Genomic DNA, 20,961 nt, shown 5'->3' on the forward strand with positions numbered 1-20,961 from the left:
CCCCGCACGCCTCGCCCAAATCGCGGCGCCGACAGCAAGACACCGATTGCCACGCCCGCGAACACGGCGCCGAGCAGGCCGAGCTTGTACGGCCACGCCTGCCAGAAGAAAGCCAGCGTGCCCGCGGTCGCGGCCGCCGCGATATAGCGCAGCGCGACGAGCTGCGGCACGACGATCGCGATGAACGTGGCGACCATCGCGAAATCGAGCCCGAGCGACTGCAGGCCCGGAAAGGCCGCGCCGAACAGCAGGCCGGCGACGGTCCAGATCTGCCAGTTGAGGTACATGGCCAGACCCGCGCCAAAGAAGTAGTGCGGGCCAACCGTGCCGGGCTCCCGATGCCGGTAATGTTCCCACGCGACCGCGAAGACTTCGTCGGTGAGCAGCGCGCCGAGCGCCCAGCGCCAGCGCGAGGGCAGGTGCGCGACGTGCGGCGCGAGCGTCGCGCTATACAGCACGTGACGCAGGTTGACGACGAGCGTGGTCGCCCAGATCACCGCAAAACTCGCGTGGCCGGCGATCAGGCCCAATGCGATGAATTGCGCGGAACCGGCGAACACGACGAGCGACATCAGTTGTCCGTGCCACAGATGCAGCGGGCCGGACGCGACCAGGGTGCCGAAGATCACGCCGAAGGGCGCCGCGCCGACCATCATCGGGATGATGTCGCGCGCGCCGGCGGTGAATTCTTTTAAGTGGCCTGTGCTTGAGGGCTGGCCGGAGTGGGAATGGGTCAATCTTGCCTCCTTGATGCGCAAAGGATAGCGGGCAAGGCTGGGCGGGGGCTTGTACGTTCTTGCGGTGGGTGGGGGCGAAGCTTGCGTCAGCTGCCTTGCCAGCGCCCTGGCGGTACGCCGAACATGCGCCGGAAATGGCGCGTGAAATGGCTTTGATCCGTGAAACCGCTCGCCGCGGCGACATCCGTCACGGAAACACCCGCTCGCAATGGCGCGAGCGCGCGCTGCAAGCGCACCTGATTGCGCCACGCGTGCGGCGGCAATCCGGTGGTCTGCGTGAAAAGGCGCGCGGCGTGGAAGGGCGAGAGTCCCGCTGCCTGCGCGACCTCGGCCAGCGTGACAGCTTCGGCGAGGTCGCCGGTCAGGCGCTCCTGCATCGTCGCGACGCGGGCGTCGTCGGCGGCGAGGCGCCACGCTTCCGGCTGCGTTTGCGAGTAGCGGACCAGCAAGGTGGACAGCGCGTCGAGCATCGCGGCCTCGGCGGCGAGCGGATCGTCGCCGGCCTCCAGCAGACAGTGTGCGCGCGCCAGCCGCTGCGCCAGATCGGGATCGCGGATGACGCCCGGCGCGAACCACGGCAATGCTTGCGGCTTGCCGGCAACGTCGTTGGCAAGCTTGTGAATGAAATCCACCGGCGCATACATCACGCGATAGCGCCAGCCTGCCTCGACAGCCTTGGAGCCCGTGTGCAGTTCTCCCGGATTGATGATCGGCACGCTGCCCGCTTCGGCGACATAGTCCGAGCCGAGATACCGATAGCCCTCGGCGCCGGCGACGATCACCGGGATCGTGTACGCATCGTGCCAATGCGGCGAGAACTCGTGATCGTGATATTCCGCCGTGAGCAGATCCGCGCCGGGCAAAAGCGGCGTACGCCAGTAGCGGGCGGAATCCTGGAAACGATGGGCGGTCATGGTGAAAGTCTGGCGATCCTGCGGTCCGGTAGTACCGGCGATCCGGCATGACCAGTCAGTGTAGCGCGCCGTGGCCTTTGCGGTGACTCACGCGTGTATGTCTTTGCGCGGTGAGCTTTGCCGCGGGGCGGCGGTTACTTGACCGGAATTGTCGTGCCGGCCGGCATCGGCACGGCGCTCACGCTGTTCTTCGCACTGCCGCTGACGATGCGGTCGCTGTAAGTCATGTACACCAGCGTGTTGCGCTTCGCGTCGACCACCCGCACCACATGCAGCGATTTGAAGATCAGCGACATGCTGACCGAGAACACATCGGATTGCTGCTTCACGGGGCCGGTGAAATGAATCGCGCCCACTTGCCGACAAGCGATCGACGCCTCGGTTGGATCTTCGGCGATGCCCAGTGTCCCCTTGACGCCACCCGTGCGCGCCCGCGACACGTAGCAGGTCACGCCCTGGACGAGCGGATCGTCATAGGCCTCGACGACCACGCGATCGGAACCGGTAATGCGGAAGTTGGTATTGACGCTGCCGACTTCTTCGCTGTGGGCCGAGGACAGCAGCAGGGCGGTAGTGACTGCAAGTGCGATGCGCAACACGGTGGGATTCATGGAAGGGCCGGGAATGAGTGCTTGGGTTGGGCGCGAGAGATCGGCGTCGATAAAGCGCCATCGTATAACGGCGTGTCCGCCAGAGGGTCAGTGCAAATGCTCGGGGGCATGCGCAATCTTCCGACCGGAACGGACCGTCGCCCCCCGATTCAAGCCACCGGATCCGGCATTCAAATAGGCCAGACCAAAACAAAAAGGCCCGCACGAATGCGGGCCTTTCAAAATTTTGGCTCCTCGACCTGGGCTCGAACCAGGGNCAGGGACCTACGGATTAACAGTCCGGCGCTCTACCGACTGAGCTATCGAGGAACAGCAGTACAACTTGATCTACATAAAAAAGCCCGTATTGGTTAACGGGCTTTTGCAATTCTTGGCTCCTCGACCTGGGCTCGAACCAGGGACCTACGGATTAACAGTCCGGCGCTCTACCGACTGAGCTATCGAGGAACAGAACAACAAACAGCAGAGAAGCGAAATTGTAGGAGGTGACTAGGCGCCTGTCAATACCCTGCATTCATCTCGATTTGGTCCGAATGCAACAGCGGGGCGCAGGCCGCGCCGCTCAGCGTACGAGCAGGGCCAGCTTTTCCTTCACGTCCTTGAATTCGTCGGCTTCCGGCAGCGGCGCTTTGGTCTTGGTGATGCTCGGCCAGTTCTTCGCGAGATCGGCATTCAGCTCGGTGAAGTGCTGCTGGTCGCCCGGCACGTCTTCTTCGGCATAAATGGCGTTCACCGGGCATTCGGCCACGCACACGGCGCAGTCGATGCATTCGTCGGGGTCGATCGCGAGGAAGTTGGGACCTTCGCGAAAGCAGTCCACCGGGCACACATCGACGCAGTCGGTATAGCGGCACTTGATGCAGCTTTCGGTCACAACGTGAGTCATTCAGGCAGCTCCTGCATGCGGAATCAGGGGAGGCGTAACGCCAAAAGCGCTATTGTAACGTAACGTCAAGAGCCGCATGCGGCATCGGGCAACGGCTTTTATACGTTTTTGTGATTAGTTTATGGCGTCCGGCGAGCGCCGCCCGCCGGCGCGCTGAATCCGGATGCATTCGGGTAACATGCGTCAGGTTGGCGCGCACGGGGCGCGCCGCACGCGCATGGGTTGACGCGGTTGGTCGAGCCAAGCCTTCCGTTTTTCCTGCAGTCCAGTTCGCACCATCATGATTATTACTTCGCTGCTCGACACCGATCTGTACAAGTTCACGATGATGCAAGTGGTGTTGCATCACTTTCCCGCGGCGAACGTCGAGTACCGGTTTCGCTGCCGCACGCCGAATGTCGACCTCGTGCCGTATATCGGCGAGATTCGCGACGAAGTGCGCAAGCTCTGCGATCTGCGCTTCACCGACGACGAACTCGACTACCTGCGGCGCATGCGCTTCATCAAGGGCGACTTCATCGAGTTTCTTGCGCTGTTCCATCTGAACGAGAAATACATTTCGATTTCGCCCTCGCCGAAGGGCAATGGTGAAATCGACATCGAGATCAAGGGGCCGTGGCTGCACACGATCCTGTTCGAGATTCCGATGCTCGCGATCGTCAACGAAGTCTACTTCCGCAACACCCAGCAGAAGCCCGACTACAGCGAAGGGCGCGGCCGTCTCGTCGAGAAGATCAAGCTGCTCGGCGCACGCCCGGAATTCGCCGACTGCAAGATCGCCGACTACGGCACGCGCCGCCGCTTCTCGAAGCAATGGCACGAAGAAGTGATCCTCACGCTGAAAGACGGCCTCGGCGAACAATTCGCCGGCACCAGCAATGTCTTCTACGCGATGAAGCACAGCCTCACGCCGCTCGGCACGATGGCGCATGAATACCTGCAGGCGTGTCAGGCGCTCGGTCCGCGGTTGCGCGATTCGCAGATCTTCGGCTTCGAGATGTGGGCGAAGGAGTATCGCGGCGACCTTGGTATTGCACTGTCGGACGTGTACGGCATGGAGGCCTTCCTGCGCGACTTCGACATGTACTTCTGCAAGCTGTTCGACGGCGCGCGCCACGATTCCGGCGACCCGTTCGACTGGGGCGAGCGCCTGCTCAAGCACTACGAGGCGAACCGCTGCGACCCGCGCACCAAGATCCTCGTGTTCTCCGACGCGCTCGATATTCCCAAAGTGCTGCAACTGTACGAGCGTTTCCGCGGCCGCTGCAAGCTGGCATTCGGCGTAGGAACCAATCTGACAAACGACCTCGGCTACAACCCCTTGCAGATCGTCATCAAGATGGTTCGCTGCAACGGTCAGCCGGTGGCGAAGCTGTCGGATTCGCCGGGCAAGAACATGTGCGAAGACAAGGCCTATCTCGCATATCTGCGTCAGGTGTTCGGCATTGCGCAGCCCGAGGAAGACGCTGCGAAGTAACGGGGCGTCTGCGCGGCGCGTGTGCGACTTATGCGCCGCTGTCTTGTGTCGATATCTTGCTGAGATCGTGTTCGCCGCGTGGTCGATACGTTGCCCCAGGCCGTTCGGCCAGGGTGTTCGCGCCCAGGGTGGCCGGTATAATTCCCGCCATATCGCACGGCTGTCGACACGAGGATTTCGCATATGGACACATCGATTGCCCGCCGCAACATCCTGGCGCGCATCCGCGCAGCGCAGGGGCGTGAGCCTGAACCGTCCGCTCCCGAGCGCGAGGCGGCTGCGGATTATCTGGCGCGCCATCCCGAGGGTCCGCGTCCGGAGATGCCGGCCGATCTGACCGCACGCTTCATCGAAGAAGCGCAGAGAATGGCGACCACGGTCGATACCGTCGAATCGCTGGGCGACGTGCCTTCCGCCGCGCATCGCTACCTCACTGAACACGCTTTGCCGCTGCAGGCGATCGCATGGCAAACCCTGCAAGATCTGCAATGGGCCGAAGCCGGCCTCAACGTCGAATTCCGCAAACCTGAAGACGGCGACGTGGTCGGGCTCACTGGCTGCTTCTGTGCGACCGCCGAGACGGGCACGCTCGTTCTGTTGTCCGGACCGGAAACCTACGCATCGGCAGGTCTGTTGCCGGAAACGCATATTGCAATCGTGCCGGCTTCGCGCATCGTCTCGGGACATGAAGAGGCGTTCGGGCTGATCCGTAGCGAACGCGGTGAACTTCCGCGCGCCGTCAATTTTGTCTCCGGGCCATCGCGCACCGGCGATATCGAACAGACTATCGTGCTTGGCGCACATGGGCCGTATCGGGTGCATGTGATCGTCGTACGTGGCGTCTGAGCGCGTTGCGCGTCGCAGTCTCCTTGCGACGCGCACGGCTGCCCGCAGTTACAAGGACTTCAAGAATATGAAACGACATGCCGTAGGGGCGAGCATGGTGCTCGCCGCTGCATTTACGTTGGCAGGGTGGCCTCAACTGGCATCGGCGGCTACGCTCGACGGCGCGAGCTTGTCGGCGTTGTGGGGCTTGCCCTTTGCGGGCGTGCTGTTGTCTATCGCGGTGTTTCCGTTGGTCGCGCCGGCATTCTGGCATCACCATTTCGGCAAGATCGCGGCAGCGTGGGCGTTGCTCTTCCTGGTGCCGTTTGCGCTTGCTTTCGGCACGGGCGCCGCATTCGGAACGCTGGTGCACGCGGTGCTCGAAGAATACATTCCGTTCATCGTGTTACTGACGGCGCTTTATACGGTCGCGGGAGGCATCTGCGTGCGCGGCAATCTGCATGGCACGCCGCGTCTGAATACCGCGATTCTCGCGCTCGGCACACTATTGGCCAGCATCATGGGCACGACCGGTGCGGCGATGCTGCTGATCCGCCCATTGCTGCGCGCTAACGACAATCGCAAGCACGTCGTTCATGTGGTGGTGTTCTTCATCTTTCTGGTCGCGAACGCGGGCGGCTCGTTGTCGCCGCTCGGCGACCCGCCGCTCTTTCTCGGCTTCCTGCAAGGCGTCAGTTTCTTCTGGACCACCACGCATCTGGCGTTGCCGATGCTGTTTGTCTGCGTCGTGCTGCTGGCCGCGTTCTATGCATTGGATTCGTACTATTTTCATCGGCGTGAAGAAGAACGTTCGCGCTTTCTCGACCCGACGCCGGATTCGCCGCCGCTAGGCGTCGACGGCAGGATCAACTTCGTGCTTCTCGCTGCCGTGATTGCGCTGGTTCTGATGAGTGGGTTCTGGAAGTCAGACATCGTGTTCGACGTTTTCGGTACGCACGTCGCGTTGCAAAATGCCGTGCGCGATGTTGCGCTGATCGGCGTCACCTTGCTCTCGCTGGCACTGACGCCGCGCGCGGCACGCGCGGGTAATGACTTCAACTGGGCACCGATCGAAGAGGTCGCCAAACTGTTTGCCGGCATCTTCGTGACGATCGCGCCGGTCATCACGATCCTGCGTGCCGGTGAGGCGGGCGCGTTCGCCGGCATCGTCCATCTGGTCAACCCGTCCGGCCAGCCCCACGACCTGATGTACTTTTGGGCGACTGGCCTGCTATCGTCGTTTCTCGACAATGCGCCGACCTACCTGGTGTTCTTCAACCTGGCCGGCGGCGACGCGCAGACATTGATGACCACCGGTGCCAGGACGCTCGCGGCGATCTCGGCCGGCGCGGTGTTCATGGGCGCCAACACGTATATCGGCAATGCACCGAACTTCATGGTGAAAGCAATCGCGGAGTCGCGCGGCATTCGCATGCCGAGCTTTTTTTCGTATCTCGGCTGGTCGGTTGTGGTGCTCATGCCGCTGTTTCTCGTCACCGGCTGGCTGTTTTTTTGACGCCTGATTTCACGCTTATCCTGACGCCGAGGTCGTTGGACTCGACGCGCTATCCGGAGAATTGCAATGCAGAAGATCCTCGTCGCCCGTCCGATCTTTCCCGATGTGATCGAACGGCTCAAACAGTATTTCGATGTCGACTGGCACCAGGGCGACGTCTTGCCCGCCGACGAGTTGACGCGACGTCTCGCGGATAAAGACGGCGCGCTGACCGCGGGCGATCCGGTCGGCGCGGCGGCGCTCGCAGCAGCGCCGCGTCTGCGCGTGGTGTCGAACATGGCAGTGGGCTACAACAACTTCGACATGGCTGCGTTCAACGCGGCGAACGTACTCGGCACCAACACGCCGGACGTGCTGAACGAATCGACCGCCGATTTCGGCTGGGCGCTGATGATGGCCGCGGCGCGCCGCATTGCCGAATCGGAGCACTGGCTGCGCGCCGGCAAATGGCAGAAGTGGGCCTATGACGGTTTTCTCGGCACCGACCTTTACGGTTCGACACTCGGCGTGATCGGCATGGGCCGGATTGGGCAGGCGCTGGCGCGTCGCGCGAAGGGTTTCAACATGCAGGTGATCTATCACAACCGGTCGCGGGTCGCGCCGGAGATCGAGGCGGAGTTGAACGCGGAATACGCGTCCAAACAGGACCTGCTGCAGCGCGCCGATCACGTGGTGCTCGTCTTGCCGTACACGAAGGAAAACCACCATACGATCGGCGCTGCCGAACTCGCGCAGATGAAGCCGACCGCAACGCTTACCAACATCGCACGCGGCGGCATTGTCGACGATGCGGCGCTGGTCGAAGCACTGCGTACGAAACAGATTGCCGCCGCCGGTCTGGATGTTTACGAAGGCGAGCCGAATCTGAATCCGGATCTGCTGACCGTGCCGAATGTCGTACTGACGCCGCACATCGCCAGCGCGACCGAGGCAACGCGCCGCGCCATGGCGAACCTAGCCGCGGACAATCTGATCGCAGCGCTGGGTGAAGGCCCACGCGCCGGCCGGCCGCCGAATCCGATCAACCCCGAGGTCATCGGCAAGGCGCGTTCATGACAATGATTCTGGTGGCGGCCGTTGCCGTGCTGGCGGTCGCCTTGGTCATCGCGTTGGCATTGCTGATGCGCGGCCTTAGCCGCGCTGACGGAAGCGAGCAATTCGAGATTCTCAGCGAACGTATCGACACAGCGGCGGATGCGCAGTCGCACGCTTATGAGCGGCTCGAGCGGCAACTGCGCAATGACATCACCGAAACGGCGCGCGTCTCGCGTACCGAGCAGAGCAGTGGGTTCGCGCACTTTCAGCAAACGCTGGCATCTCAATTCAGCAGTATGACGACGGTGCAGGGCGGCAAGATCGATGGCTTCGCGCAGCAACTCGACGCAGTGCGTCACAGCCTGCAGCAGCAGGCGCAACAGGCACGCGATGAGCAAGGGCGCACGCTCAAGCAGTTCGGCGAAACGCTGACCCTGCAACTGGGCCAGCTCACCGAGTCGAACGATCGCCGCTTCGCCGAAGTGCGTGCGACGATCGAGCAGCGGCTGAAAGATATCGAGGCGAACAACTCGACGAAGCTCGACGAGATGCGCCGCACCGTCGACGAAAAATTGCACGCCACGCTCGAACAACGTCTGGGCGAATCGTTCAAGCTGGTATCCGACAGGCTGGAACAGGTGCATCGCGGTTTGGGTGAAATGCAGACGCTGGCTGCGGGTGTCGGCGATCTGAAGAAAGTGCTCACTAACGTCAAAACGCGCGGCACGTGGGGCGAAGTGCAGCTCGAAGCATTGCTCGAACAACTGCTCACGGCGGATCAATACGCAAAGAACGTCGCGACGGTGCCGAAGAGCGCCGATCGCGTCGAATTCGCAATCAAACTGCCGGGCCGCGCGGAGGTGGGTGGTCCAGCTACGCCGGTCTGGCTGCCGATTGACGCCAAGTTCCCGCGCGAAGACTACGAGCGGCTGATCGAGGCTCAGGAACGCGCTGATCCGATTGCGGTGGAGGAGGCGTCGCGCGCGCTCGAAGCGCGGATTCGCACCGAGGCGCGCACGATCGCAGAAAAGTATGTGTCGCCGCCGCACACTACCGATTTCGCGCTGCTATTTTTGCCGACCGAAGGTCTGTACGCGGAAGTCCTGCGTCGGCCGGGCCTGACGGACCTGCTGCAACGCGACTATCGCGTGACGATTGCCGGCCCGACCACGCTGACCGCTTTGCTCAATAGTCTGCAAATGGGGTTCCGTACGCTAGCGATCGAGAAGCGGTCGAGCGAAGTGTGGCAAGTGCTCGGCGCGGTGAAAACAGAGTTCGGAAAATTCGGTGACGTGCTGGCCAAGACCAAGGCGCAGCTTGAAACCGTCACGCGTTCGATCGAAGCCGCGGAAACGCGCACCCGCGTCATGAACCGCAAGCTGCGTGACGTCGAGGCGTTGCCGGGTGAAGAGGCGAGCGGGTTGCTCGGTGATGCGCTAACGGGCGTGGATCCCGACGAGCAGTAGAGTCTGACGGTTGGCCCAAACTCAAACTCAGGAGGCGGCTGCTGCGGCCAACTGTTCCAGCGCGTCGCCCGTCAGACGCACGACGCGCCAATCCGGCATCAGTGTCGCGCCCAATTTTTCGTAGAAGCTAATGGCCTGCTTGTTCCAGTCGAGCACGGTCCATTCAAAGCGTCCGCACTGTCGCTCTACTGCCAGTGCCGCCAGCCTAGCCAGCATCGCGGCGCCTAGACCGCTGCCGCGTTGACTCGGTTGCACGTAGACATCTTCGAGATACAGCCCGCGCTTGCCGGCGAAGCTCGAGTAATTGTGGAAGAACAGCGCATAGCCGACGATGCGTCCTTCGTTTTCCGCGACGAGCGCTTCGATCGAGGGCCGCGCGCCGAACAGGGCGTCGCGCAATCCGTCTTCGGTCGCGACAAATACGTGCGTGAGGCTCTCGAATTCGGCCAGCTCGTACGTCAGCGCGAAGATTGCGCCCGTATCCGCGGGTGTCGCGGTGCGGATCGTCGCGGGCATTACGCTTCTTCCGGCGCGTCGGTCAGTTGGATTTCGATGCCGCCAAAGCGCGACGCCACCCAGTTGTAGGCGTGGCACGCAATCCACAGCAGGATGAAGCCGAGAATCGCGTTCAGCAGCAGCGCGCTGAACACGGTGCTCAGTTCGACCGAGCCATAGCGGATGAACGCCACCAGCACGCCGAGCAGCACGATCGGCACCGAGAACGTCAGGTACACGAGGATAAGCGCTTTGGCGGTCTGTCCCGGTGCAATGAACGAGATCTGTTTTTTCATGTAAGTCAAACCCGTGTGTCGTAGTGGTAATGGGTAAAGCTGCAAACGCGGCTGAAAATGAGGCTGCCGGCGCGGCCGTAAAACGCCGCCGTGAAAGCGTGCAGTCAGGCGTCAGATCAGGCCGTCGAACAACATGATATCGACGTGCTCGCCCTCGCCAATATCGGCTTCATCGTGCCCGAGAACGATGAAACAATTTGCTTCGCTCATAGAACTCAAGACGCCGGAGCTTTGCGAGCCGGTCGGCGTGACATGCCATTGGCCGTGCGCATCCTGCCCGGCGACGCCGCGCTGGTACTCGGTGCGGCCGGCGCGCTTGCGGATGGCCTGGCGGCTGGCGGCGCGCAAGACCGGCAGCGCCTGCGGCGTCGCGCCGGACATCAGCAGCAACGCTTCGCGCACGATCTGGTAGAACGTCACCATCACGGCCACGGGATTACCCGGCAAGCCGAAGAATAACGCGGGTAGCCCGAGACCCGGATGTTCGCCGGACCAGACGCGGCCAAAAGCGAGCGGCCGGCCCGGACGCATCGCGAGACTCCAGAAGGCGACGTCGCCGAACGTCTGCAGCAATTGCTTGGTGAAATCCGCCTCGCCCACCGAGACGCCGCCCGACGTCAACACCACGTCGGCGCTGGCTGCGGCGCTGCGCAATGCAGCCTCGAGCGCCGCGGGTTCGTCGCGCACCACGCCCAGATCGAGCGTATCCATGTTCAGGCGCCGAAGCATCGCAAACAGCGTGTAGCGGTTGCTGTCGTACACCGAACCCGCGTCGAGCGGCTCGCCGAGCGAGCGCAATTCGTCGCCGGTTGAGAAAAACGCGACGCGCAAGCGCCGCCGCACGTTGACTTCGCCAATGCCGAGCGAAGCGAGCAAACCGAGGTCCGACGCGCGCATGATGCGGCCGGCGCGTAGCGCGGCATGGCCGCGGGCGAGGTCTTCGCCGGCGAGGCGCCGGTTGGCGCCGCCCCGCAAGGCGTTGGCCGCAAAACGGATCGAGGTGGAATCGGCGCTGCGCTCGACAAGCTCCTGCGGCACGACGGTGTCGCAGTCAGCCGGCATAGAGGCGCCCGTCATGACGCGGACGCATTGCGTCGTGTCCACGAGGCCCGGGAACGGATGACCGGCCAGCGCTTTGCCGACGATCGTCAAATCGATCGTGGATTCACTGGTTGCCAATGCCGCGCCGTTGAACGCGTAGCCGTCCATGGCCGAATTGTCGTGCGACGGGACGTCGATCGGCGAGACGATATCGGCCGCCAGCACGCGGCCGAGCGCATCGCGCAAGGGCACGCGTTCGACCGCCGTGACGGGCGTGGCCCACTGACGGACGATCGCCTGGGCGGCCGAAACAGGTAGCGCATGAGGATCGTACTGCGCGACGCAGCGGGAAAATTCGTTAAGCGTGGTCATGAAGGGCTGGACGTCGCGATCGGCGGCGGAAGCGGCTGTTGCCGTGCGGCCGGAGCGGGATTTCAACCGGGGCCTCAACAACGCTCGAGGTCGGCGAGTTCTTGTAACGAATTGATATTGTAAAACGCGCGCTCGTCGGTAAAGGCGACTTCGACCGTCTTGTGGCGCGCGTACCACGCGCGGACCTTGCGCTCGCCGGCTTCGAGAAAGGCCTCCAGGTCGTCGGCGAGGCTCGTGCGCAGCAACGCGAACACGGGATGGAGCGAGACGTGGCCTTCGGCGTCGGTGGTCGTGACGGTGGCGATGTCGGCCTGATTCGAGTCGACTGCTTGCGTGAGGCGGGCGGCGAGTTCGGCGGGCAGTCCAGGCGTGTCGCAGGGTGCGCTTAGTACGTACGCGGTGCCGGCCGCGCGCAGCCCGGCGAGCAGGCCCGCCAACGGTCCAGGAAAGCCGGGTAGGGTATCGGCAAGCACCCTGGCGCCGAACGGCGCGCCCAGCGCCGTGTAGGCCTCAGGGTGACGATTGGCGCTGATCAGGAGGGCGCCGGTTTGCGGTGCGAGTCGCTTCAGCACGTGAGCGGCGAGCGGCTCGCCGTGCAGCGTTTGCAGTCCCTTATCGACGCCGCCCATACGCATGCCGCGTCCGCCCGCCAGGACCAGACCGGTGATGTGTTCGCGAGCCGGGTTCATGGGCGCGGCCGCTTAGCCGCCGATGTACGACATTTCCACGCGGCGGGCGTCCTGCGCGCGGGGTGCGGCTGCATTGCTGCCGCGCAATTGCGAATAACGGTCGCTGCGGCCTTGCCAGATTTCGGCGACGGCGGTGGCGATATCGGCGTCGCTCGCGCCGCTGCGAAGCAACGCACGCAGATCGTGACCGGACGAGGCGAACAGGCACAGATACAGCTTGCCCTCGGTCGACAGACGCGCTCGCGTACAACTGCCGCAAAACGCGCGTGTCACACTCGAAATCACGCCGATTTCGCCACCGCCATCCACGTAACCCCAGCGCTGGGCGGTTTCTGCCGCACTGTGCGCTTCGAGCGGCATGAGCGGGAAATGCTCGGCGATGCGCGTCACGACGTCGGCGGAAGGCAGCACCTCGGTCATGTTCCAGCCGTTCGACGTGCCCACGTCCATGTACTCGATAAAGCGCAGTACCGTGCCCGAGTCCTTAAAATGACGCGCCATTGGCACGATTTCGCCGTCGTTGGTGCCACGTTTGACGACCATGTTGACTTTCACCGGCGCGAGCCCCACCTCTTGCGCCGCGGCGATCCCGTCCAGCACGTCGGCGACCGCGAAGTCGGCGTCGTTCATGCGGCGAAACAGGGTGTCGTCGAGCGCGTCGAGACTCACCGTCACGCGGGTCAGGCCGGCGTCTTTCAGGCTGCGCGCCTTGCGCTCCAGCAGCGAGCCATTGGTAGTGAGCGTCAGGTCGAGCGGGCGGCCTTCCGGTGTGGTGAGTTGCGCGAGCCGTTCGATCAGGAATTCCAGATTTTTGCGCAGGAGCGGCTCGCCACCCGTAAGACGGATTTTCTCGACGCCGTGTGCGACGAAGAGCCGCGCCAGCCGTTCGATTTCTTCGAAGCTGAGCAGTGCGCTATGCGGCAAGAACGCGTAATCCTTGTCGAACACCGCGCGCGGCATGCAGTAGACGCAGCGGAAATTGCAGCGGTCCGTCACCGAGATGCGCAGATCGCGCAGCGGGCGCGCCAGCGTGTCGTGCAGCGCGCCGCTAGGCGCCTGCACGGGGCCGGTAATGACCGGCACCGCACTGAGATCGGCAACAGGGATGATGCGTCGGGACATGAATTGCTTCGCTTGATGCTTCGTTTCGGGCTGCTTAAGTGCTGCTGCGATTGGAACCTAGATCTTCATTCTAGCGGAAATGCATCCAGCGGCTGCCAGCCTCCAGACGCCGTCCGGGTATACGGGGAGTGGCATAAAGCCCGCAAGCGGACGGGTGCGCGGCGCCCATAAAACAAAAAGCCCGCCGGTGAGGGCGGGCTTTTTGCATGGTGGCGGTTCGCTTACTGCGGATGCTTACCGGTTTCCACCATTTGCATCGGCGCAGTTTCGACCGGCGGCAATGCCTTACGCTCGCGACCCACGCGAACCGGCTTGGCCGCTTGCGCAGCAGCTTCCTGCGCGGCCCGCAGCTTGTCGGCGTCGGTGTTCACCCAGACGAGACCGGCTTGTTCCAGCACCGGCTTCAGGGCTTCAGCCGACACACCGGTATAACGTGGCGCTTGCGGCGCTTGCGGCACAGCAACGGCAACGGGCGCCGTCTCGACTGCTGCCGGTTCAACGACCGCTGCAACGACCGGTTGTGCTTCGAAGATATCGGCTTGCCGTGCCGGCTGGGCGGCCGGTGCTTCGACCACTGCTGCCGGAGCGACGGTTTCCACTGGAGCCGGTGCGGCTTGCGCCTCAACTACCGGAGCAACTGCCGGCGTTTCGACCCGAGCTTCAACCGGGGCTTCAACCTGAGCTTCAAAGCGAGCGACCGGTTCGGCGAACGAAACCGTCTCGCTGACGGCCGGCGCAACTTGCGCGGCTTCGACCGGCGCGGCAACGGCTTGCGCCACCGGCGCTTCCACTGCCTGCTCGAACGCAACCGGCACCACCGGCGCTTCTGCGACCGGCACAACCGTTTCCGCCTTCGCAGCCTGCTCGACGGCCGGAGCCGGCGTTTCGGTTACAGCGTGCAATTCGCTGACGACAACGGTTTCCGTCGCGACAGCAGCGACAACCACTTCCACCGGCTTGACAGCAGTCGCTTCGTTGACTTCAGCCTTGTGCTCGACCGCTTGATGCGCGGTGCGCACCGGTGCGTCATCGGTCACATTGGTGTTGTCGCCTTCACCTTCCGCAACGTCCGCAGCCAGGTTGCCGTTCACGTCTTCTTCACGCTCACGACGACCACCACGACGGCCGCGACGGCGACGACGACGCTCTTCACCTTCACGCGCCACCGCTTCCTGATCGACCGGCATACCGTTTTCGCCCAAGGCGGTCTGGTTTTGCGCCAGTTCTTCAGCCGTTTGCGTGTCGTTCTGCGTCAATGCATCTGCGGCTTCCGGCTGCTGCTTGCGGCGTTCGCCACGTTCAGCGCGCTCGCCACGCTCACGGCGTTCACCGCGTTCCTGACGCTCGCCACGTTCGGCGCGCGGTGCGCCCTCGACGGTTTCCGCACGATCGGTGCCGCGATTGTCGCGGTCACGGTTTTCGCGGCCCTCGCGACCTTCACGCGGCTCACGAGCCTCGCGCGGTTCGCGGCCTTCACGGGCCTCACGCGGTTCACGCTGCTCACGATTAGCACGCGGCTCGCGCGATTCACGTGCTTCACGCGGCTCACGACCTTCGCGTGCTTCACGCGGTTCGCGTTCCTCGCGACGCTGCGACGGCTGCGGCCCCTGAGCCTGACGGCCGCCGGTCGTGCCTTCGCCACGGCCTGCTGCATCGCGGCCGCCTGCGCCGCTACGGCGGTTGCGGTTGCGATCGCCGCCGCGTTCGCCGGTGCGCTCACCGCGCTCCGTGCGTTCGCCGCGTTGCGGACGCGTCTGCTTTTCGGTCGTAGCCGGTGCGACAGGCGCTGGCGCGGCCGGCTGCATGCCGAACAGATTCTTCAACCAGCCGATAAAGCCGCCGCCGGCCGGAGTGACGGCCACCGGTGCCGGAGTTACCGCCGGACGGACCGGCGCGCTCGGGGCCGGCTTCTCGGGCGTAATGCCCTTGACCGCGGCTTCCTGCTTCGGCTTCACTTCCTCGGCGCGCTTGCTGTAACCGGTTTCCGATTCCAGTTCGCGGGCTGCTTCTTCGGCCATCTTCCACGAAGCGCGCGGCTCGTCGAGGCGTGCATCGTCGTGACGCAGGCGCTCGAGCTTGTAATGCGGCGTGTCGAGGTGCTTGTTCGGGATCAGAACGACGTTGACCTTGAAACGCGATTCGATCTTGTTGATTTCGGCGCGCTTTTCGTTCAACAGGAAGGCGGTCACTTCGACCGGCACCTGGCAATGGATCGCCGCGGTGTTTTCCTTCATCGCTTCTTCTTGAATGATCCGCAGCACTTGCAGCGCGGACGATTCGGTATCGCGGATGTGGCCCGTGCCGTTACAGCGCGGGCAGGTCACATGGCTGCCTTCCGACAGAGCCGGGCGCAGACGTTGACGCGACAGTTCCATCAGGCCGAAGCGCGAGATCTTGCCCATCTGGACGCGTGCACGGTCGTGCTTCAACGCGTCTTTCAGGCGTTGCTCGACTTCGCGCTGGCTCTTGGCCGATTCCATGTCGATGAAGTCGATCACGATCAGGCCGCCCAGGTCGCGCAGGCGCAACTGGCGGGCCACTTCGTCGGCGGCTTCGAGGTTGGTGCGTGCAGCCGTTTCCTCGATGTCGGCGCCCTTGGTGGCGCGTGCCGAGTTCACGTCGATCGCGACCAGCGCTTCCGTGTGGTCGATCACGATAGCGCCGCCCGAAGGCAGTGGGACCGTGCGCGAGTACGCGGTTTCGATCTGGTGTTCGATCTGGAAGCGCGAGAAAAGCGGCACGTCGTCGTGATACCGCTTCACCTTGCTGACATTATCCGGCATCACGATATCCATGAAGGCGCGAGCCTGGTCATGGATTTCGGTGGTGTCGATCAGGATTTCGCCGATATCCGGCTGGAAATAGTCACGAATCGCGCGAATAACGAGGCTCGATTCGAGATAAATCAGCATCGGCTGGCCGCTCGAACCGCTTTGCGACGCAGCTTCGATGGCGCGCCACAGTTGCATCAGGTAGTTCAGGTCCCACTGCAGTTCTTCGGCGGAGCGGCCAATCCCGGCCGTGCGCGCGATGATGCTCATGCCTTCCGGCAATTGCAGTTGCGCCATGGTTTCGCGCAGTTCCTGGCGGTCGTCGCCTTCGATCCGGCGCGATACGCCACCGCCGCGCGGGTTGTTCGGCATCAGAACCAGATACCGGCCGGCGAGCGAGATGAAGGTGGTGAGGGCCGCGCCCTTGTTGCCGCGTTCTTCCTTTTCGACCTGAACGATCAGTTCCTGGCCTTCACGGAGGGCGTCCTGAATGCGCGCGGAGCGCATGTCGACGCCGTCACGGAAATACTGGCGGGCGACTTCCTTGAACGGCAAAAAGCCGTGGCGGTCTTCGCCGTAGTTGACGAAACAGGCTTCGAGCGACGGCTCGATGCGGGTGATGATGCCCTTGTAAATATTGCCTTTGCGTTGTTCGCGCCCGGCGGTTTCGATGTCGATATCGATGAGTTTTTGCCCATCGACGATGGCGACGCGCAGTTCTTCCTGCTGCGTCGCGTTGAACAACATTCGTTTCATTGAACGGCTCCAGGCGGCTTAGCTAGCCCTCAGCTGCGCGGTTGTCAGTCGCGAGAGCCACGAGGGCAGCGGCATGCCGCGCCTTATTGTGTTTTCACAAGCACGCTGGAGCGGGAAAAATGGCGGGAGAATTGCCTGAGAGGGCCCGGCCCCATTGAAAAATGGGCACGGTGCCGCAGGGCACATGCGAACACGGCTTCAAATAACGACCCGACACGCCGCGGGTTCTGCCAGCAGACCTTCATAAGCCTTTCGTCCACTCGCGCCGGTGCGCCAACTGGGCGCGTGACCGGAGGGCCGGAGGCTGCGGTCATGCCGCAGCGGGAAGTTCGCGCAGTCGGCGCGTCTTTTCTCGCTGGGGGTGTCTCGCCTCATTTTGACGTCGCCATGTCTTGTATTTTCTACAAGACGCCTCGGGCGCACGCCGTATTTTCGCAACTCGCAGCTTCCTACAGCAAGGCGTCAGACCGCCCGATACCGAAGCTGAAAGTTAAATTCTTTTTTACCAAAATTCCGTTACCGTCGAAGCCGACCTTGACCGAACGCGCCTGTGGGCGCCGTCCCTGCCGGGCACTGACTTCGTGCGTGCAACATGTTGCATCTCATTTTCAGGGTGAGCAACCAGACCCCGGCGCAAGTAAAATAACGGTTTATCGCTTGCGCCTGCGCAATCCGCCCGAATTCCGGACACTGCGCCGGCCGCCGCAGACTGCTGGGCAAATTATATTCATAATGAAAGAGTTAGGCAAAATATCCCAGAAATCGGTCGCAAGCGACCAGGTCTCGATGATCGAGATCGACGACAGTGCGGCCGGACAGCGCATTGATAACTTCCTTTTGCGCGTCTGTAAGGGCGTGCCAAAAAGCCATATTTACCGCATCCTGCGTAGCGGCGAGGTGCGTGTGAATAAGGGTCGGATAGACGCGCAGTACCGCCTCGAACTGGGCGATCTGGTGCGCGTGCCGCCCATCCGCGTCGCTCAACCGAACGAGGCGATCGCCCAGGCGCCGGTGCCGAGCGCCGATTTCAAAATTATTTTTGAAGACGAGCATATGCTCGTGATCGACAAACCGGCCGGTGTGGCGGTTCACGGTGGGAGCGGCGTCGCGTTCGGCGTGATCGAACAGATGCGCGAAGCCCGGCCCCAGGCGAAATTCCTCGAATTGGTGCATCGGCTGGACCGTGAAACGTCCGGCATCCTGATGCTCGCCAAAAAGCGCTCCGCGCTCGTCAATCTGCACGAGCAGATTCGCGAGAACAAGATGGATAAGCGCTACTATGCGTGCGTCCACGGCGAATGGGCGAGTGACTGGGGCCGCCGCCGCGCGGTCAAGGAGCCGCTGCATAAGTATTTGACTGCGGACGGCGAGAGGCGCGTGCGCGTCCAGGCCGACGGCCTCGCGTCGCACACGGTTTTCAATCTGATTGACCGCTGGCCGGAGTACGCGCTGCTCGAGGCGGAACTGAAGACCGGCCGCACGCATCAGATTCGCGTCCATTTGCAGCATCTGGAACTGCCGATCGTCGGCGATGCCAAATACGGCGACTTCGCGCTGAACAAGGCGCTGGCCCGCGCCAATGCGAAGCCTGGCCTGAAACGCATGTTCCTGCACGCATACCGCCTTAAGCTGACGCATCCGGCAACCGGCGCGCCCGTGCAGTTCGAGGCGCCGCTGCCGGCCGAATGCCGCAGTTTCGTGGCGCAGCTCAATGAATTACGTGAATTACGAAATGGGTCAAACCCGGAGACGACACCGCATGGCTAGAGAGCAATTTGATCTGATCGTCTTCGACTGGGACGGAACGCTGATGGATTCGACCGCGCACATCACGCGCAGCATCCAGTCGGCATGCCGCGATCTCGGTCTGCCGGTTCCCGCCGATGAGGCCGCCAGCTACGTGATCGGCCTCGGCCTGCGCGACGCGCTGCAAATCGCCGCGCCTACGCTCGCTCCGTCCGACTACCCGCGTCTGGCGGAGCGCTATCGCTTCCACTATTTAGTGAAGGACCAGACCACCGAGCTGTTCGTCGGCGTGCGCGAGATGCTGCAGGAATTGCGCGATCAGGGTTATCTGCTGGCGGTGGCGACCGGCAAGAGCCGCGTCGGGCTGAACCGCGCGCTCGACCAGTCGCGTCTGACGAGCCTGTTCGACGGCACCCGTTGTGCGGACGAAACCTTCTCGAAGCCGCATCCCGCGATGCTGCACGAGCTTACGCGTGAACTGGGGCAGGATCCGGCGCGCACGGTGATGGTGGGGGATACGACGCACGATCTGCAAATGGCGATCAATGCGGGCGTCGCGGGCATTGGTGTCACATACGGCGCGCATCCTGCCGGCTCGTTGACGGCTTTGTCGCCGAAATTCGTCGCCTCCAGCGTGACCGACCTGTCCGGCTGGCTGCGAGAGAACGCGTGAGTACGGGTATGACCGAGACGGCGACGGAAGCGGTTCGCATTTGCGCGTCCGAAGAACTGGTCGATGGCGGCGCCGGCGTGCGGCGCGCGGCCAGGCTCGGCGGTGGCGACGTCGTGATATTTTTTGTTCGCTATGATGGCCGTGCATACGGCTATTTGAATCGCTGCGCGCACGTGCCGATGGAACTCGACTGGGCCGAAGGGCAGTTCTTCGAATCGTCCGGTTTATACTTGATGTGCGCCACACATGGCGCGATTTACGCGCCAGATACGGGCAAATGCGTCGGCGGCCCGTGCCGAGGCGGCCGGTTGCGTCCCGTCCAGGTTGACGAGCGGGACACACCTGAAGGCCGTGCCGTGTTCTGGCTGCCGGACGGTGAACTGCGTCCGGCCACGCCCTGATTTTTCTCCTCTTCGACCTTTCCACTGCACCGCATGTCCGACAATTTGACTCCCGAACCGAAGGAACCGTCCCTGACAGGCCGTCCCCGCACGCCTGCCGATGAGCCGGGGTGGGAGCGCGCCGCGCTCGAGCGCATCGCGCTTGCGGCAATCACCGAGCAGCGCGCGGCACGCCGCTGGAAGATTTTCTTCCGATTTGTGTTCCTGATCGTCCTGCTGCTGGCGGTATGGGGCGCGTTCGAATTCTCGGGCGACAAGGTGACGGCCACAGGCCGGCATACGGCCATGATCACGCTTGACGGCGAAATCTCTGCTGATACGAACGCGAACGCGGAAGATGTCAACACTGCGCTTGAAAGTGCGTTCGGCGACGCCGGTACGGCAGGCGTGATCCTGCGCTGTAACAGCCCGGGCGGCAGCCCGGTGCAGGCCGGCATTATCTACAACGAGATCCGCCGGCTACGCGCCAAGTATCCGTCGATCCCGTTGTATGTCGTGGTCGGCGACATGTGCGCGTCGGGTGGCTATTACGCGGCCGCGGCGGCGGACAAGATTTACGTGGACAAGGCGAGCATCGTTGGTTCGATTGGCGTGCTGATGGATAGCTTCGGCTTCACGGGCTTGATGGATAAGCTGGGGATCCAGCGCCGCCTGCACACTTCGGGTGAGAACAAGGGCTTTTTCGACCCGTTCTCGCCGGAAACCCCGAAGATGGACGAACATGCGCAGGACATGCTCGATCAGATCCACGCGCAGTTCATCGACGCCGTGCGTGAAGGTCGCGGCAAGCGCCTGCACGAAACGCCGGACATGTTCTCGGGCCTTTTCTGGACGGGGCAGAAGAGCGTCGAACTGGGGCTTGCAGATGGTTTCGGCGACGCGGACTACGTCGCGCGCGACCTTTTCAAGGCGCCGGATATCGTCGACTACACGGTCAAGGAGAGCATTACGGACCGCGTAGCGCGCAAGTTCGGTGCGGCAGTCGGCAGTGGCGCCGTTCATGCGATGGCGCTTGGCGGGAAGATGAATTTGCGGTGATCTAATGCGGAAAAAGCCCCGTGCGGTTGAGTGTCGACCGCGCGGGGCTTTTTTGTTTTTGCCGCTAGTTAAACCGCGACCGATCGGCAAGCTG

General features: G+C 63.1%; 18 protein-coding genes, 2 tRNA genes and 1 pseudogene. 9 read left to right on the forward strand and 12 right to left on the reverse strand.

Translation table 11 applies throughout. From position 1 onward, the window contains the following. Nucleotides 1–29: 29 nt before the first annotated feature. The 6 genes and pseudogenes from M0D64_RS14575 to fdxA form a co-directional block, all read right to left on the reverse strand. A pseudogene (locus M0D64_RS14575) lies at nt 30–737 on the reverse strand (AzlC family ABC transporter permease); the annotation flags it as partial. Between the two features lie 86 nt (nt 738–823). Further along, the gene (locus tag M0D64_RS14580) at nt 824–1,651 is read right to left on the reverse strand and encodes an AraC family transcriptional regulator (protein WP_266258215.1); all 828 of its coding nucleotides are present in this window, start codon (nt 1,649–1,651) and stop codon (nt 824–826) included. Nucleotides 1,652–1,785: 134 nt separating this feature from the next. Continuing rightward, complete coding sequence (locus M0D64_RS14585; protein WP_266258217.1) at nt 1,786–2,262, reverse strand: CreA family protein; 477 nt, start codon at nt 2,260–2,262, stop codon at nt 1,786–1,788. A gap of 227 nt (nt 2,263–2,489) precedes the next feature. Continuing rightward, nucleotides 2,490–2,571, reverse strand: a tRNA-Asn gene (locus M0D64_RS14590). A gap of 62 nt (nt 2,572–2,633) precedes the next feature. Further along, nucleotides 2,634–2,709, reverse strand: a tRNA-Asn gene (locus tag M0D64_RS14595). Between the two features lie 115 nt (nt 2,710–2,824). Further along, nucleotides 2,825–3,148 (reverse strand): ferredoxin FdxA, encoded by a 324-nt coding sequence (gene fdxA, locus M0D64_RS14600; protein ID WP_054036179.1) that lies wholly within the window; start codon nt 3,146–3,148, stop codon nt 2,825–2,827. Nucleotides 3,149–3,428: 280 nt separating this feature from the next. Here fdxA and pncB point away from each other — a divergent pair, with 280 nt between their 5' ends. From pncB to M0D64_RS14625, 5 genes are all read left to right on the forward strand, one after another. Beyond that, nucleotides 3,429–4,625 carry a nicotinate phosphoribosyltransferase gene (gene pncB, locus M0D64_RS14605; RefSeq protein WP_154560631.1) on the forward strand — a complete coding sequence of 399 codons (1,197 nt, stop codon included), beginning with the start codon at nt 3,429–3,431 and terminating at the stop codon, nt 4,623–4,625. 183 nt (nt 4,626–4,808) lie between these two features. Next, entirely contained in the window at nt 4,809–5,471 is a 663-nt protein-coding gene (locus M0D64_RS14610) for a lactate utilization protein C (RefSeq protein ID WP_266258218.1), read from the forward strand. A gap of 67 nt (nt 5,472–5,538) precedes the next feature. After that, nucleotides 5,539–6,966 (forward strand): sodium:proton antiporter, encoded by a 1,428-nt coding sequence (locus M0D64_RS14615; protein ID WP_266258219.1) that lies wholly within the window; start codon nt 5,539–5,541, stop codon nt 6,964–6,966. Between the two features lie 66 nt (nt 6,967–7,032). Continuing rightward, nucleotides 7,033–8,022: a D-glycerate dehydrogenase gene (locus M0D64_RS14620; RefSeq protein ID WP_266258220.1), complete on the forward strand. Its 990-nt coding sequence runs from the start codon at nt 7,033–7,035 to the stop codon at nt 8,020–8,022. Next, nucleotides 8,019–9,467: a DNA recombination protein RmuC gene (locus M0D64_RS14625; protein WP_266258221.1), complete on the forward strand. Its 1,449-nt coding sequence runs from the start codon at nt 8,019–8,021 to the stop codon at nt 9,465–9,467. Before M0D64_RS14620 ends, M0D64_RS14625 begins: the two co-directional genes overlap by 4 nt. 27 nt (nt 9,468–9,494) lie before the next feature. Here the strand turns inward: M0D64_RS14625 and M0D64_RS14630 are convergent, their stop codons facing one another. From M0D64_RS14630 to M0D64_RS14655, 6 genes are all read right to left on the reverse strand, one after another. After that, nucleotides 9,495–9,983 (reverse strand): GNAT family N-acetyltransferase, encoded by a 489-nt coding sequence (locus M0D64_RS14630; protein ID WP_266258222.1) that lies wholly within the window; start codon nt 9,981–9,983, stop codon nt 9,495–9,497. Next, nucleotides 9,983–10,258, reverse strand: a complete 276-nt coding sequence (locus M0D64_RS14635; RefSeq protein ID WP_054036190.1) for a hypothetical protein — start codon at nt 10,256–10,258, stop codon at nt 9,983–9,985. The genes M0D64_RS14630 and M0D64_RS14635 overlap by 1 nt, the downstream gene beginning before the upstream one ends. A gap of 111 nt (nt 10,259–10,369) precedes the next feature. Beyond that, the gene (glp, locus tag M0D64_RS14640; protein ID WP_266258296.1) at nt 10,370–11,671 is read right to left on the reverse strand and encodes a gephyrin-like molybdotransferase Glp; all 1,302 of its coding nucleotides are present in this window, start codon (nt 11,669–11,671) and stop codon (nt 10,370–10,372) included. Between the two features lie 74 nt (nt 11,672–11,745). Then, nucleotides 11,746–12,360, reverse strand: coding sequence for a molybdenum cofactor guanylyltransferase MobA (gene mobA, locus M0D64_RS14645; protein ID WP_266258223.1), 615 nt, complete (start codon nt 12,358–12,360; stop codon nt 11,746–11,748). Between the two features lie 12 nt (nt 12,361–12,372). Then, nucleotides 12,373–13,482, reverse strand: a complete 1,110-nt coding sequence (gene moaA, locus M0D64_RS14650) for a GTP 3',8-cyclase MoaA (RefSeq protein ID WP_266258224.1) — start codon at nt 13,480–13,482, stop codon at nt 12,373–12,375. Nucleotides 13,483–13,703: 221 nt separating this feature from the next. Then, complete coding sequence (locus M0D64_RS14655; protein WP_266258225.1) at nt 13,704–17,009, reverse strand: Rne/Rng family ribonuclease; 3,306 nt, start codon at nt 17,007–17,009, stop codon at nt 13,704–13,706. A gap of 732 nt (nt 17,010–17,741) precedes the next feature. Between M0D64_RS14655 and M0D64_RS14660 the strand changes: the two genes are divergently transcribed. Genes M0D64_RS14660 through M0D64_RS14675 form a run of 4 tightly spaced genes read left to right on the forward strand, consistent with a single transcriptional unit; the run spans nt 17,742 to nt 20,867 of the window. Beyond that, entirely contained in the window at nt 17,742–18,776 is a 1,035-nt protein-coding gene (locus tag M0D64_RS14660; protein ID WP_171925412.1) for an RluA family pseudouridine synthase, read from the forward strand. After that, entirely contained in the window at nt 18,769–19,428 is a 660-nt protein-coding gene (locus tag M0D64_RS14665) for an HAD-IIIA family hydrolase (protein ID WP_154560640.1), read from the forward strand. The genes M0D64_RS14660 and M0D64_RS14665 overlap by 8 nt, the downstream gene beginning before the upstream one ends. Nucleotides 19,429–19,436: 8 nt before the next feature. Next, the gene (locus tag M0D64_RS14670) at nt 19,437–19,829 is read left to right on the forward strand and encodes a Rieske 2Fe-2S domain-containing protein (protein ID WP_154560670.1); all 393 of its coding nucleotides are present in this window, start codon (nt 19,437–19,439) and stop codon (nt 19,827–19,829) included. A 33-nt stretch (nt 19,830–19,862) separates the two neighbouring features. Further along, a complete protein-coding gene (locus tag M0D64_RS14675; protein WP_154560641.1) occupies nt 19,863–20,867 on the forward strand; it encodes a S49 family peptidase in 1,005 nt (334 codons plus the stop codon). Nucleotides 20,868–20,961 lie beyond the last annotated feature (94 nt).

Source organism: Paraburkholderia sp. WS6, assembly GCF_030464835.1.
Lineage (GTDB): Bacteria > Pseudomonadota > Gammaproteobacteria > Burkholderiales > Burkholderiaceae > Paraburkholderia > Paraburkholderia madseniana.